The following is a 13972-nucleotide window of genomic DNA, read 5'->3' as shown; positions in this document are numbered from 1 at the left end:
CGACGTGATTCCGAGTCTCCACGAAGTTGTCGTCCCTGCGAAAGCAGGGACCCATACTCCGCGGCCGGCGTTGTGAACGGGACTCGTCGTTCCAGCATCGTGAAACAATAACCATCGGCGGTTATGGGTCCCTGCTTTCGCAGGGACGACACCGAATAGGTGGAACGGTCAGTGAGACATACGTCTGCGTCCCCCGTGCCCCGGTTCATGCCGCATTCTTCGCCTGGCGCGGCTCGTCGGTGTTCGGCTGGACCGGTCCGAGCAGGATGCGCCGCTGCATCTCGTCAAAGGCGAGGTTTGCGTTCTTCTCGCGGGTGACCAGCGACAGCAGGATCGCGACCGCAAAGGATAGCGGCATGCTGATGATCGCGGGATTGCGCAGCGACACGAACCACCATTGATGCTCGACCGCGGCGAGCGGCTTGCCGAGAATGTCGACCTGGATGGTCGGGGACAGATAGATCAGCACCAGCGAGCTCAGCGTGCCGACGAGGATGCTCGCCACGGCAGCAGGCGTCGTGAAGCGGCGCCAGGTGATGGCGAGCACGAGCGAAGGGAAGTTGGCGGCGCAGGCGATCGAGAACGCAAGTCCCGCCATGAAGGCGACATTCTGGCCTTCGAACGCGATGCCCAGGCCGATGGCGAGGATGGAAATCAGAACAGTCGCGACCCGCGCGACCTTGAGCTGCTCGGCCTCCTGAGCGGTGCCGTTCCGGATCACATTGGTCCAGACGTCGTGGCAGAGCGTGGCGACGCCCGACAGCGTCAGCCCCGCGACGACCGCGAGCATGGTCGCGAACGCGACCGCACAGATGAAGCCGAAGAACGCATTGCCGCCGACGGTGAGTGCGAGCAGGGGCGCTGCCATGTTGCCGCCGCCTCCGGCCTTGGCCACCGCCTCGGGGCCGACCAGCACCATGGCGCCAAAGCCGATGATGAAGACCATGAGATGAAAGACGCCGATCAGGCCGGTGGCATAGAGGATCGACAGCCGTGCCGCTTTGGAATCCTTCACCGTATAGGCCCGCATGAGCACATGCGGCATCGCGGCGGTTCCGAACATCAGGCCGAGCCCGAGCGAGATGGCATCCCATTGACCCGAGACCACCTTCGATCCCGGCTGCAGCACCTTGGTGCCGTATTTCTCGGACGCCGCGGCGAACAGCTTCAGCGGGTTCATGTCGAAATGGGTCAACACGAGGAAGGCGAGCAGGACGCCGCCGCCCATCAGCAGCACAGCCTTGACCACCTGCACCCAGGTCGTCGCCAACATGCCGCCGAACAGCACATAGACCAGCATCACGCTGCCGACGACGATGACCGACCAGGTGTAGGGCAGGCCGAACAGCAGCTTGATCAGCGATCCTGTCGCGACCATCTGGGCGATCAGGTAGAACAGGATGACGGCAAGTGTACCGATGGCGCCGGCGAGGCGCACCGGGCGCTGGCGCAGGCGGTAGGCCACGACGTCGGCGAAGGTGAAGCGGCCGACATTGCGCAATGGTTCGACGATCAGGAACAGAATGATCGGCCAGCCGACCAGCCACCCGATCGAATAGATCATGCCGTCGAAGCCGTTCGAGGTGACAATGCCGGCAATTCCGAGCAGGGCCGCGGCGCTCAGGAAGTCTCCCGCGAGTGCCCAGCCGTTCTGCCACGGCGTGACCTGGCCGCCGGCGGCAAAGAAGTGCTCGGTGGTGCGCGTGCGACGCGCAGCCCAATAGGTGATCGCCAGCGTCAACGCCATGAAGGCGAAGAAGAACCCGATAGAAAGTGTGCTGCTGCCCATTTGCCTGTCCCCTTAGCGAAGCTCGCGAACGCCTGCGTCGAACACCCGGTTCGCCCACAGCACGTAGACCAGGCAGAGCACGAAGGAAGAGATGATGACGAGCGGGCCGAGCACGATGCAAAGCGACAGGCCGGGCATCAGGATGGTGCCGAGCAGCGGCTTGTCGAACGCGAACAGCCCCATGAAGCCGAAATAGATCGCGATCATCGCGACGCTAAGAACGAGCCCGAATGTGAGCCGCTTCTTGGCCAGTTTCTTGGCCAACGCGACGCCGCTCGGCGCAAGATCGGCATTGCCGGGAGTAACCACGTGCATATCGGCCCCCTCAAAACTTCAGCGCGCTCTGCTTGCGCCAATCGGACGAGCTTCAGCCGGGGGCTGACGGAAGGGAATTATGGATTTTTGCAATCTGCTGTGCGCGGCTGCGGCACGACATCGGCCAGCGTGACCTGCATGTCGGGGTCCTGCTTCAGGGTATTTTTCAGGAAAGCGCGGACGGCGCGGATGCGCGGGGCGAATTGCAGGTCGCTGTGGACGTTGAGCCAGACCTCGCGAACGGTGCCGGCGAGAGCGGGCAGCACGGGTATCAGGTCGGGCCGGTCCCTTGTGGCAAAGCTCGGAAGCATCACGATGCCGAGGCCACCCGCCGCGGCGTTCATCTGGGCGATCATGCTGTTGGAATGGAAGGCGATTTTCGGCTCTTCGACGACGTCGGCGAGCCAGCGCACCGAATCGACCTGGATCAGGTCCTCGATATAGGACACGAACCAATGATCCTGCAGGTCGCGCAGGCTTGCGGGCATCCCATGGTTGTCGAGATAGTCCTGGCTCGCGAATAGCCCGAGCCGAAACTTGCCGATGCGCTCCGAGATCAGACCGGGACCAGGTGGCCGGAAGAAGGACACGAACAGATCGGCCTCGCGCTTATGGACGTAGACTGTCTGGGCGGACGTGACGAGTTCGACGGTGAGCTGTGGCGCGGTGCGTCGCAGCTTGGCAAAGCGTTGCGCCAGATAGAGCGAGGCGATCCCCTCCATGGTGGCGAGCCGCACGGTCCCGACGAGCTCCTGGGTGTCGCTGGCGCTGGCCTCCTCGCGAATGGCGATCACCGCGCTCTCGACCCGCTCGGCATGACGCAACAACCGCTCGCCGACTTCGTTGAGCTTGAGCCCGGTGCGGTGGCGTTCGAACACCGCCACCCCGAGGGAAGCTTCCATCTGGGCGATGCGCCGGCTGACGGTGGAATGGTCGAGCCGCAGCCGCTTTGCTGTTTGGCTCAAATTCCCGGCGCGGGCGGCGCAGAGAAATACCCGCAGATCGTCCCAGTTGATCGTGTCGAACATGATCTGCCTCCAGGTTGCGGCCGTTGAGATTGCGGCCCTTGTCAGCAAAGCAATTCCCGTTCCAGCGCGTGGCGGTTCCGATCCTTCGCAACCGACATTGCGACAATTCCCATGCACGCCGGCAAGGCAGGGATGATACCGCTTCGCTCCCCTCATCCTAGAGCCTTCCGTTCCGATTGGATCGGAACGGGCTCCAGATTTTTGTTTTGACGCGTTTCTTCATGCGAACCGGTATCCACTTCGCTGGAAAACGCCTAGCCGGGATTTTCGACATGCTCCCTCGTTTCAAGGCTGCTGCCGTCCACGCCGCGCCCGTCTTCCTCGACAGCTGGGCGACCACCGAAAAGGCGATCGCCATCATTCGCGAGGCGGCGAGGGCCGGCGCCGAGCTGATCGCGTTTCCCGAGACCTATATTCCCGCCTTTCCGGTCTGGGCCGCGCTGTGGCCTCCGATCGACAACCACGATCTGTTCGTGCGCATGGCGGAGCAATCGGTGCTGGCGGACGGACCGGAAGTGGCGCGGCTGTGCGCCGAGGCGCGCGCCCTCGGCGTCACCGTCTCGATCGGCATCAGCGAGCGCTCCGCCGTCAGCGTCGGGGGGCTGTGGAACTCGAACCTGCTGATCGGCGAGACCGGAGAAATTCTCATCCATCACCGCAAGCTGGTTCCGACCTTCTATGAGAAGCTGGTCTGGTCGTCCGGCGATGGTGCGGGCCTCAAGGTCGCGGAGACGCGGCAGGGCCGGATCGGCGGGTTGATTTGCGGCGAGAATACCAATCCATTGGCCCGCTTCGCGCTGATGGCGCAGGGCGAGCAGGTGCACATTTCGAGCTGGCCGCCGATGTGGCCCACCCGGCGCCCGGCAGGCGGCGGCAATTTCGACAACGTGGCCGCCAACCGCATCCGGGCCAGCGCCCATTGCTTCGAAGCCAAGGTATTCGGGATCGTCACCGCCGGCTATATGGACCAGGCGATGCGCGCCTTCCTCATTGAACGCGATCGAACGATCGCCGACGTGATCGACCAGACACCACGTGCGGCGAGCTTCTTCGTCGATCCGACCGGCAGCGTGTTCGGCGATGGATTGCAGGACCAGGAGGGGATCGCCTACGCGGAGATCGATCTCAAGCGCTGCGTCGAGCCGAAACAGTTTCATGACGTGGTCGGCTACTACAACCGCTTCGACATCTTTGGCGTGACGGTCGACCGCAGCCGGCTGACCCCGGCGCGATTCCGCGATGCAGATCAACCGATAGCGGATACGCAAAACGCGGCAATTCTGTCGATCGATGCCGACGCGGGTTTGAACGGGCAGGGGCGCGACTGCCGGAGCTGACGAAGAGCTGGTGCGGCCTCATACAATCCTTCGTCCGCTTGCGGGATCCGATGCGAACATCGAAGTCCGGCATTCTCGATAGCCCGTAAACCTGCACCGTTGCCAACGCGGGAATGTATGGCTACGCTTTACCCCGGGTAGGCTGCCAAACGCTTCTTCGATCGGCCGGACGCTCATGCCAAAATTCCTTCGCATCGGAGTCCATCAGTCGAACGTTTCCGGATACACGTCGAAGGCATGGTGCATTCGACGGGCCGGCTCGATGGTTTTCCTGAAGTGGGGCGCCGTGCAGGTTGATGGCGCGGGCGACGGGCGAAAGGTCTACTGGACGTTTCCACCGCAGGAGAAAACCATTCGCTGCCGCACGGTGCAGCGCGCTCAGGACTACACCAAGGCTGCCATCGCGCGGCGACGCAGCCATCGCTATGAACCGCTGGCTGGGAATATCGCGAACCGGCGCCGAACCGCCGATCGGGACTCGCAGCTCAAGCAGGCGCTCGCCACCATCCTCTATGTCGATATCGTCCGATCCACCGAAAAGGCCGCGCGGCTCGGCGACACGCGCTGGGCGACGGTGATGAATCACTACTATGTCGCTGTGCGCAGGGAGCTGAAGGCCTTGCGGGGGAAGGAAGTCGTGACGACGGGGGACGGGGTGCTGGCGACGTTCCGCGCGCCGGCAGCCGGGATCCGTTGTGCGACCGCAATCCGCGAGTCCGTGCGCACACTGGGGCTGGAGATCAGGGTCGGACTGCACGCGGGCGAATACCAGGTGAGTGGGGCGGAGGTGATCGGTCTTGCGTTTCACATCGGCGCGCGCGTCGCAGCGAAAGCGCGGGCCGGCGAAGTGCTGGTCTCGAGCGCCGTCAAGGACCTGATGTCAAAGTCCGAAATCCGCTTCAAGGACCGCGGCGCGCACCAGCTCAAAGGCGTCCCGGAGCGATGGCGGCTCTACCGGGTTGAGCATTAGGGCGTCCGGCAAGGATCGACGTCGGCGTTGCATCGCGCTTTCCCGGATCGTGCTCTAGCCCTTGCGGGTCGAGATGTTCTCTCGAATCCGTTCCAGCCAGCCGATGATGGCGCCGAGCGCCTGATCGCCCTTGCCGAGCAGTCCCGCCAGCTCGCGCTCGGCACTGCCTCGCCGCGTGGAATCGGGCTCGGGCAGTGGCGGAAGAATGTGGGCGTAGTAGGTCTTGTCGAGTAGCCGGTGCAGCAGGCGTTCGCCCGGGAACGGCTCGTTGTTGTTCAAGGCACGGGCGCCCTTCAGGATGGTCCGGATATCATATTGCGTGGGGCTGATGTCCGGCACCTGCTTGGCGAGCTTGAGCAGCGTGTACACCGCGACCCGCGCGGTGCGGACAGAGCTGTCCATCGTGAAGATGATGTCGTTCGATGTTTCCACGAACTGGCCCATCAGGCCCAGATTGGTGCAGCCCGCGGGGACGGGATGCGGCCGGTCGCCCGCCGCGCGGGGCATGAACATCGCGGTGATGTAGGGCATCAAGGCGAGGCGGGCCTTGGTGTTCGCCACTACCGCATCCAGCTTGTCCTCGATGCCGAGGTGGTAGCAGAGCTCCTCCAGGATCTCGCGGCCGGTGCAGGCCGGCATCGGCTTCTTGACGTAGTTGCCCTCCTTGTCCATCAGCAATGCGTAGACCCAGACCACCAGGACGTCCTTCGGCTGGGTCGGAAAGTGCGGCTGCCGGTTGCAGGTGAAGCTGAGCACCCAATTGGAGTCGGTGAAGGTGATGATCCCGCCGGTGACCGTCTTGCCGGAATAGGGATCGTTGACTGAAAGCTCCTTCAGCCGGTCGACGAAGGGCGACGGCTTGCAGGTGAGCGTGACCGACTCCCACATTGACTTGTCGACATTGCCGTAGAACTTCTCGGGCTTGCCGAAGATCGGCGATTTCTTCGCCAGGTTCGTCCACAGCGTCCAGTCGCTGGCTTGACCCGGATCATGCTTGCCGCGCTGAAGAACCGGAGCGTGGTCCATGTCGCCATAGGCGGTGCCCTCGGTCATCGATCCCGTGAGCGCGAAGACCAGATCTTTCGGACCGACCGGAATGGTGGTGTCGGCGCCGCCCACCTTGGCGTGGATCGCGGTGACCGTGCGGGCATCGCCGTCGACCTTGATGTCGAGATCGTGGGCGCGGGTATCGAACTGCACCTTGACGCCGCGCTCACGCAGATGCGTCACCAGCGGACGGACGAAGCTGTCGAACTGGTTGTATTTCGGAAATACCAGCGCCGACATGTCGCTCAGCCCGTCGATCGCATCGAGGAAGCGATGCATGTAGAGCTTCATCTCGAGCAGGCTCTGCCAGTTCTCGAAGGCGAACATCGAGCGCCAGAGGAACCAGAAGTTGGTATCGAGGAAGCCCGGGCTGAAGTACTGCTCGATGGTGATGTCGTCGAGATCCTCCTTGCGCTTCAGCAGCAGGCGGATCAATTCCCATTGCTGCGGCTTCGACAGGCCGAGCGTCGAGAAGTCGCGGATCTGGCCGCGCTTGTGCATCAGCCGCGCCTTGGAGAAGTTCGGATCGTTGTCGTTGACGAGCCGGTATTCGTCGAGAACGCTGTAACCCTCGGGCAATTCCAGCGCCTGGACGTCCTGGAACATGTCCCAGAGATTGTCGTAGTTCCAGTTCATCTCGCGACCGCCGCGAATGATGTAGCCGTTCTCGGGATCACCGGCGCCGTCGAGCGAGCCGCCCTCGATGTGCATGGTGTCGAGAATGGTGATGTCGTCGCCCTTCATGCCGCCGTCGCGGATCATGTAGAAGGCCGCGGCCAGTCCCGCGATGCCGCTGCCGATGATCCAGGCCTTGCGGGCTTCGACCGGCTGATTCGACACGGGACGGTTGCGCATGTACGCGCCCATCATGTCCGGCGGCGGCAGCGTGTTGTGGCTCCCGTTGTGCCAGTAGCGCCTGGACGCGTCGGTTTCGACCTCGAAGGTGGGCGTGCCGGAAGCTGCGACTTCAGTCATTGGCGACCTTTCTGCGTGATTGGCTTTCGCGATCTCCGTGGGGCCGATGTTGGCAGTTCGCCATGTCATTTTCTGGCCCGGGCCCGGTTGCGGCGAAGATGTCGCGGCGCGACCGGCGACGCTTCGTTAAGGGAGGGTGTCGCGGAGCCGGCAAATTTTCAGTGATTTGGGGAGGTCGACCGGATCGCCGCGCGCCGGTCCGGGATCGCAGGTGCGTCTCTACCGCGCGCCGAGGATGCGCTGCCATGGCGTGCAGCCGAGCACCTTCTGGGAGCGCCGACTACCTCCGGCGTCGGCTGGCCTCGCCGAAAGGCGTTAATGACGTATTGATGCGGTTAACGGCGTTTGCCGCCGGCGGTTTCATCGCTTTTAGGAGGCGACGAGGCAAAACACGTCATGCGCAAACATGCTGCGACCGCTTTGATTGGAGTCTTTTGCAGCCTCGTGACGTATTTCAGCGCCGCGCGACTCTGCCAATGGGCCGAGACCGGACAGTTGGCGGTGCTGTCCCGGAAGACACACGACCAACCTGAGTTCGTTTCCTGGGGCGACGATCGGCTCAGCTTCGTGCTGCTGTTCGCGCTCTATCTGTTTTTCCTCAAGAACGGACTGCACGGCATGCTGGTTACCTGCCGCGACGTCTGGCTGCGTGGCCGGGGATGGGAACCGTGAGCGCGCGGCTGATCGCTGGATTGATCAAGGTGCTGCTCGGAGGTCTTCTCACGGCCGGTCCGCCGCTCGCGCACGTCGCGCGCGGCGACGAAACTTCGAGCATCAATGCACGACGCGAGGCGCTTCGCGAATGGAGCAGTCTTGCCAATGGACGCACGGACTTTGAAATTTCCGATCCGGCCCTGGTGCCAAGGGTGCTTGCGCTTGCGGCCGAGCAATCCGGCTGCAAATACAGGGATGACATCGAGAAGTTGCCGGTTCGCTTCATGAAAGTGGCCGGGCACCGTCTCGCGCTGATGTTCTGTCGCCTTTCCGTGACCGGATCGCATCGCGCGTTCGATCTTTCCGACGTCAGCAGACCAAAGCCAATGGAGTTTCCGTACGTCGCGCTGAACGGCTTCGGTACGACGGACACTCCGGGTTTCATCACATGGAGGGAGGAGGCCGGCTTGTTTCAGGCCGAAACCGGATCCGACCTGTGTCCCAGCCGACACCTGCGGCATGTCTATCGGCTGGACGGGACCAATCGCGAAAGCTTTGTGGTGGTTCGCGTCGAGGTCAGCGCGCCTGCGTGCGGCGCGGGTCAAGAATGGACCACGATTTGGGAGGCGAAACCGTGGCCAGCCCCGGCGGGCCCCCGCTGACGCGCTCTTGCCAAAATGGTTAGCCCCGATTAACCAGCCTTTCGCATCAACCTTGCCGTTTAAGAGTGTCGCAATCGGCAATAATTATTGAGTATCTTGCGGCCGGCGATTCCCGTTAAGGGACCGTGTCGCCGCTTTGGCAAATTTTCGGCGATTTTTGGGGACATTGAACCGCATGTGCGGCATCGTCGGCATTCTTGGACGCGCTCCGGTCGCGGAGCAATTGGTGGATTCGCTCAAGCGGCTGGAATATCGCGGCTATGATTCCGCCGGTGTCGCCACGCTGGAGAATGGCGGCCTGGCGCGGCGCCGCGCCGAGGGCAAGCTGAAGAACCTCGAAGCCCGGCTCGAGGCCAAGCCGCTCGGCGGCCATACCGGCATCGGCCACACCCGCTGGGCCACGCACGGGCGGCCGACCGAGAACAACGCACATCCCCATGCCACCGAGCGCGTCGCCGTGGTGCATAACGGCATCATCGAGAATTTCCGCGAGCTGCGCGAGGAGCTCGAGGCCAAGGGCGCGACGTTCTCGACCGAGACCGACACCGAGGTCGTGGTGCATCTGGTCGACAATCTGCTGAGGGGTGGCGTCAAGCCGATCGAGGCGGTGAGGGCGGTGCTGTCGCAGCTGCGCGGCGCGTTCGCGCTCGGCTTCATCTTCGCCGGCGAGGACGATCTGATGATCGGCGCGCGCAACGGCCCGCCGCTCGCGGTCGGCCATGGCGAGGGCGAGATGTATCTCGGCTCCGACGCGATCGCGCTCGGGCCGTTCACCGACACGATCAGCTATCTCGAGGACGGCGACTGGGTGGTGCTGAACCGCAAGGGCGCCACGATCTTCGACAAGGACAACGCCATCGTCCACCGCGAGGCGATCAAGCACACGACGGCGACCGCGCTGGTCGACAAGGCGAACTACCGCCACTTCATGGCGAAGGAGATCCACGAGCAGCCCGAAGTGGTCGGGCACACGCTCGCCCGTTACGTGGACATGGCGACCGAGCGCGTCACCATGCCGGTGAAGCTGCCGTTCGACTTCAAGGATATCCAGCGCATCTCGATCACGGCCTGCGGCACCGCGAGCTATGCCGGTTTCGTCGCGAAATACTGGCTGGAGCGGCTGGCGCGGCTGCCGGTCGAGCTCGATGTCGCCTCCGAATTCCGCTACCGCGAGGCACCGCTGCGCAAGGGCGACCTTGCGGTCTTCATCTCGCAGTCGGGCGAGACCGCCGACACGCTGGCGGCGCTGCGCTACGCCAAGGCGCAGGGCGCGCACACGCTCTCGGTCGTCAACGTGCCGACCTCGACGATCGCGCGCGAGAGCGAGACCGTGCTGCAGACGCTCGCCGGCCCGGAGATCGGCGTCGCCTCGACCAAGGCGTTCACCTGCCAGCTGATGGTGCTGGCCTCGCTCGCGGTCGCCGCCGGCAAGGCGCGCGGCGAGCTGTCCGATGCCGACGAGGCCAAGCTGGTGCATGGCCTGGTCGAGATCCCGCGCCTGATGTCGGAAGCGCTCACCACCGAAGTGCAGATCGAGAAGCTGGCGCGCGAGATCTCGAAGTCGCGCGACGTGCTCTATCTCGGCCGCGGCACCAGCTATCCGCTGGCGCTGGAAGGCGCGCTGAAGCTGAAGGAAATCTCCTACATCCACGCCGAGGGCTACGCCGCCGGCGAGCTCAAGCACGGGCCGATCGCGCTGATCGACGAACACATGCCTGTCGTGGTGATCGCGCCCTACGACAAGGTGTTCGAGAAGACCGTCTCCAACATGCAGGAGGTCGCCGCCCGCGGCGGCAAGATCATCCTGATGACCGACGCCAAGGGCGCGGCGGAAGCGACGATCCAGTCGCTGGTGACGATCGTGATGCCGGACATGGGGGCGACCTTCGCGCCGATCGTCTACGCCGTTCCGGTGCAGCTGCTCGCCTATCATACCGCTGTCGTGATGGGCACCGACGTCGATCAGCCCCGGAATCTGGCCAAATCGGTCACGGTCGAATAGTCGCAAGCCGCGGCTTCACGCGGCCCTTCAAAAAGCTGCTAGAATGGCTTAGCTGGGTGATGGACTACGGCCGCTCCGACGCCGCTTCGACGACCTTGGAACCGCAATGACCTCCAACCAAGTGCCTCCCGCCTCGACCGGTGAATTGCCCCCGGATGCCCCGCGCGGGCTGATGGCGCGGTTTCGCAACTATTTCCTCACCGGCCTCGTGGTGGCCGGTCCGGTTGCGATCACCCTGTATCTGACCTGGTGGTTCGTGAACTGGGTCGACAATCTGGTCCGGCCGTTTGTGCCCACGGCCTACCGGCCGGAAACCTATCTGCCGTTCGGGCTGCCGGGTTCCGGCCTGATCGTCGCGGTCATCGCGCTGACGCTGCTCGGCTTCCTCACCGCCAACCTGATCGGGCGAACCCTGGTCGATCTCGGCGAACGGCTGCTTGGCCGCATCCCTGCGGTGCGCGCGATCTATCGCGGCCTGAAGCAGGTGTTCGAAACGCTGTTCTCCGGCAACGGCTCGAGCTTCCGCCGCGTCGGTCTGGTCGAGTTTCCCTCGCCCGGCATGTGGTCGATCGTGCTGATCTCGCAGGCGCCGAGCACCGAGCTCGCCGCCAGCTTCCCCGGAGAGGAGGAGCATATCTCGGTGTTCCTGCCGTGCGCGCCGAACCCGACCACCGGCTTCTTCTTCTATGTGCCGAAGAGCAAGATCATCGAGATCGAGATGAGCACCGAGGATGCCGCGACGCTGATCATGTCGGCCGGCGTGGTGCAGCCCGGCGCCAACGACCAGAAGCGCACCGCCGCGCTCGCCGGCATGGCCAACGCCGCGCGCATTGCCAGCCAGGCGTCGACCAACCACGCCTCGCTGCAGCCGGCAACTCAGCCCGCGCCGGCGAAGGTGGAAGGATAGGTGGGAGTCATTCCGGGGCGCATCGAAGATGCGAACCCGGAATCTCGAGATTCCGGGTCTGCGCTTCGCGCATCCCGGAATGACCGTGCAATTCACCCCGCGCCGATCAGCGGCACGGCCTCGTCGCGTTCATAGAGGTAGAGCAGGACGCGCAGCGCTTCGCCGCGTTCGCCCTTCAGCTTCGGATTGTCCTTCATGATCCGCAGCGCCTCGTCGCGGGCCTGGGTGATCAGCTGGCCGTGCACCTCGGAGCGCGCGATGCGGTAGCCGGGCAGGCCGCTCTGGCGGATGCCGAGCACGTCGCCTTCGCCGCGCAGCTTCAGATCCTCCTCGGCGATCCGGAATCCATCCGTGGTCTCGCGGATCACTTTCAACCGCGCCTTCGACATCTCGCCGAGCGGCTCCTTGTAGAGCAAAAGGCAGGTCGAGGCTTCCGAGCCGCGGCCGATGCGCCCGCGCAATTGATGCAGCTGCGCAAGCCCGAAACGTTCGGCGTTCTCGATCACCATGATGGTCGCCGCGGGCACGTCGACGCCGACCTCAACCACCGTGGTTGCGACCAAGAGGCCGATCTCGTGCGCGGCGAATTGCGCCATCACGCGATCCTTCTCGGTGCCCTTCATCTGGCCGTGCACGAGGCCGACACGATCGCCGAACCGCTTCTGCAAGCTCTCGAAACGTTCGGTCGCGTTGGTGAGATGCTCGGTGCCCTCGGCCTCGGATTCATCGACCAGCGGGCAGATCCAGTAGACCAGCTTGCCGGCGGCGAGCGCGCGGCCGACGCCGTCCATGACGTCCTCGATCCGGCTCATCGGCACGGCGCGGGTGTCGATCGGCTGGCGGCCAGCGGGCTTTTCGCGCAGCTCGGAGACGTCCATGTCGCCGAAGTAAGTCAGCACCAGCGTGCGCGGAATCGGCGTGGCGCTCAGCACCAGCACGTCGACGGCCTCGCCCTTGGAGGTCAGCGCGAGGCGTTCGCGCACGCCGAAGCGATGCTGCTCGTCGACCACGGCGAGCGCCAGCGCCTTGTAGATCACATCGTCCTGGATCAGCGCGTGGGTGCCGACCAAAAGATCGATCTCGCCGGCTTCAAGCTGCGCCAACAATTCGCGGCGCTCCTTACCCTTCTCGCGACCGGTGAGGATGGCGACGCGCAGGCCGGCGCTCTCGGCGAGCGGCGCGATGGTCTTGATGTGCTGGCGCGCCAGGATTTCGGTCGGCGCCATCAGCGCGGCCTGCTTGCCGGCTTCCGCGACGGCAGCGGCTGCCAGCAGCGCCACCACGGTCTTGCCGGAACCGACATCGCCCTGCACGAGGCGCAACATTCGCACCGGTTGCTGCAGGTCCGCGATGATCGCCGCGACCGCCTCTTGCTGCGACCTGGTCAGCGCATAGGGCAGGGCATCGATGATCTTCCTGCGCAGATGACCATCGCCGGCGTTGCGCACGCCGGCTGGGCGGCGCAGCGTGGCGCGGATCAGGGCGAGCGCGAGCTGGCCGGCGAGCAATTCGTCGAATGCGAGCCGCGACCAGAACGGGCCGTCGGGCAGGATGTCGGTCAGCTCGACCGGCACATGCACGCGGGTCAGCGCCTCCCTGATCGGCGGGAAGTTGCAGCGGCGCAGCACCTCGGGGCTGATCCATTCCGGCAGATCCGGCAGCCTGGTCAGCGCCTGCGCGATGGCGCGGCGGAGCGAGCCGATCGCGAGCCCCTCGGTCAGCGGATAGACCGGATCGATGCCGGACAGTTTTGCAAATCCCGCTTCATCGACGACGCGATCGGGATGCACGATCTGCGGGATGCCGTCATACATCGCCAGCGTGCCGGAGACGTAGCGCTTCTCGCCGACCGGCAGCAGTTTCTCGACATAGCCGGGCTGGGCGCGGAAGAAGGTCAGCACGACGTCGCCGGTGTCGTCGCTGGCATAGACGAGGTAGGGCGCGCGCGAATTCCGCGGCGGCGGCGGGCGATGGCGGTCGACGGTGACCTCGAGCGTCACCATGGTTCCGACCGCGGCGTCGCGGATCTTCGGCCGGGCGCGGCGGTCGATCACGCTCGCCGGCAGATGCAGCAGCAGGTCGACCAGCCGCGGCGTCTCGCTGCGGTCGAGCAGATAGCGCAGCAGCTTGTCCTGCTTCGGGCCGACCCCTTGCAGGGTCGTGACCTGGGCAAACAGCGGATTGAGCAGGGCTGGGCGCATCGACGAATCCAAGACCGTTTCACACCGTCATGCCCGGCCTTGTGCCGGGCATCCACGTCTTTTTTTGGAGCTGATGTCGGCCGGG

11 protein-coding genes are annotated in these 13972 nt (G+C 64.5%); 6 read left to right on the top strand and 5 right to left on the bottom strand.

What is annotated here, in order from left to right; genetic code table 11:
* Nucleotides 1-205: 205 nt before the first annotated feature.
* The 3 genes from IF803_RS09870 to IF803_RS09860 all read right to left on the bottom strand — a co-directional run bounded on the left by IF803_RS09870 (nt 206) and on the right by IF803_RS09860 (nt 3132).
* Entirely contained in the window at nt 206-1789 is a 1584-nt protein-coding gene (locus tag IF803_RS09870; RefSeq protein ID WP_461192010.1) for a solute symporter family protein, read from the bottom strand.
* Nucleotides 1790-1801: 12 nt separating this feature from the next.
* Nucleotides 1802-2104 carry a DUF485 domain-containing protein gene (locus tag IF803_RS09865; protein WP_461192009.1) on the bottom strand — a complete coding sequence of 101 codons (303 nt, stop codon included), beginning with the start codon at nt 2102-2104 and terminating at the stop codon, nt 1802-1804.
* Between the two features lie 77 nt (nt 2105-2181).
* The gene (locus IF803_RS09860; RefSeq protein WP_461192008.1) at nt 2182-3132 is read right to left on the bottom strand and encodes a LysR family transcriptional regulator; all 951 of its coding nucleotides are present in this window, start codon (nt 3130-3132) and stop codon (nt 2182-2184) included.
* A gap of 272 nt (nt 3133-3404) precedes the next feature.
* Between IF803_RS09860 and IF803_RS09855 the strand changes: the two genes are divergently transcribed.
* A complete protein-coding gene (locus IF803_RS09855) occupies nt 3405-4469 on the top strand; it encodes a carbon-nitrogen hydrolase family protein (protein ID WP_461192007.1) in 1065 nt (354 codons plus the stop codon).
* A gap of 175 nt (nt 4470-4644) precedes the next feature.
* Nucleotides 4645-5439, top strand: coding sequence for an adenylate/guanylate cyclase domain-containing protein (locus tag IF803_RS09850; protein ID WP_028340711.1), 795 nt, complete (start codon nt 4645-4647; stop codon nt 5437-5439).
* A gap of 54 nt (nt 5440-5493) precedes the next feature.
* On the opposite strand, the gene IF803_RS09845 is transcribed toward IF803_RS09850, so the two are convergent.
* The gene (locus IF803_RS09845; protein WP_461192006.1) at nt 5494-7461 is read right to left on the bottom strand and encodes an oleate hydratase; all 1968 of its coding nucleotides are present in this window, start codon (nt 7459-7461) and stop codon (nt 5494-5496) included.
* Nucleotides 7462-7857: 396 nt separating this feature from the next.
* Here IF803_RS09845 and IF803_RS09840 point away from each other — a divergent pair, with 396 nt between their 5' ends.
* From IF803_RS09840 to IF803_RS09825, 4 genes are all read left to right on the top strand, one after another.
* Complete coding sequence (locus IF803_RS09840) at nt 7858-8133, top strand: hypothetical protein (RefSeq protein ID WP_304495359.1); 276 nt, start codon at nt 7858-7860, stop codon at nt 8131-8133.
* A complete protein-coding gene (locus tag IF803_RS09835; RefSeq protein ID WP_461192005.1) occupies nt 8130-8777 on the top strand; it encodes a hypothetical protein in 648 nt (215 codons plus the stop codon). The genes IF803_RS09840 and IF803_RS09835 overlap by 4 nt, the downstream gene beginning before the upstream one ends.
* Nucleotides 8778-8952: 175 nt before the next feature.
* On the top strand, nt 8953-10779 hold the full coding sequence (glmS, locus tag IF803_RS09830) for a glutamine--fructose-6-phosphate transaminase (isomerizing) (protein WP_461192004.1): 1827 nt from the start codon (nt 8953-8955) through the stop codon (nt 10777-10779).
* Nucleotides 10780-10885: 106 nt separating this feature from the next.
* Entirely contained in the window at nt 10886-11686 is an 801-nt protein-coding gene (locus tag IF803_RS09825; RefSeq protein ID WP_411781845.1) for a DUF502 domain-containing protein, read from the top strand.
* A 92-nt stretch (nt 11687-11778) separates the two neighbouring features.
* On the opposite strand, the gene recG is transcribed toward IF803_RS09825, so the two are convergent.
* Nucleotides 11779-13887: an ATP-dependent DNA helicase RecG gene (gene recG, locus IF803_RS09820; RefSeq protein WP_461192003.1), complete on the bottom strand. Its 2109-nt coding sequence runs from the start codon at nt 13885-13887 to the stop codon at nt 11779-11781.
* Nucleotides 13888-13972: the final 85 nt, after the last annotated feature.

Source organism: Bradyrhizobium sp. UFLA06-06, assembly GCF_054820065.1.
The sequence above is the reverse complement of the archived record's forward strand: the minus strand, read 5'-3'. Positions and strand labels throughout refer to the sequence as shown.

Excerpts from the sequence above, each read along its gene's own strand:
- glmS (WP_461192004.1), top strand. The coding sequence starts at position 8,953 with ATGTGCGGCATCGTCGGCATTCTTGGACGCGCTCCGGTCGCGGAGCAA.
- IF803_RS09825 (WP_411781845.1), top strand. The coding sequence starts at position 10,886 with ATGACCTCCAACCAAGTGCCTCCCGCCTCGACCGGTGAATTGCCCCCG.
- IF803_RS09865 (WP_461192009.1), bottom strand. The coding sequence starts at position 2,104 with ATGCACGTGGTTACTCCCGGCAATGCCGATCTTGCGCCGAGCGGCGTC.
- recG (WP_461192003.1), bottom strand. The coding sequence starts at position 13,887 with ATGCGCCCAGCCCTGCTCAATCCGCTGTTTGCCCAGGTCACGACCCTG.
- IF803_RS09840 (WP_304495359.1), top strand. The coding sequence starts at position 7,858 with ATGCGCAAACATGCTGCGACCGCTTTGATTGGAGTCTTTTGCAGCCTC.
- IF803_RS09845 (WP_461192006.1), bottom strand. The coding sequence starts at position 7,461 with ATGACTGAAGTCGCAGCTTCCGGCACGCCCACCTTCGAGGTCGAAACC.
- IF803_RS09870 (WP_461192010.1), bottom strand. The coding sequence starts at position 1,789 with ATGGGCAGCAGCACACTTTCTATCGGGTTCTTCTTCGCCTTCATGGCG.
- IF803_RS09850 (WP_028340711.1), top strand. The coding sequence starts at position 4,645 with ATGCCAAAATTCCTTCGCATCGGAGTCCATCAGTCGAACGTTTCCGGA.
- IF803_RS09855 (WP_461192007.1), top strand. The coding sequence starts at position 3,405 with ATGCTCCCTCGTTTCAAGGCTGCTGCCGTCCACGCCGCGCCCGTCTTC.
- IF803_RS09860 (WP_461192008.1), bottom strand. The coding sequence starts at position 3,132 with ATGTTCGACACGATCAACTGGGACGATCTGCGGGTATTTCTCTGCGCC.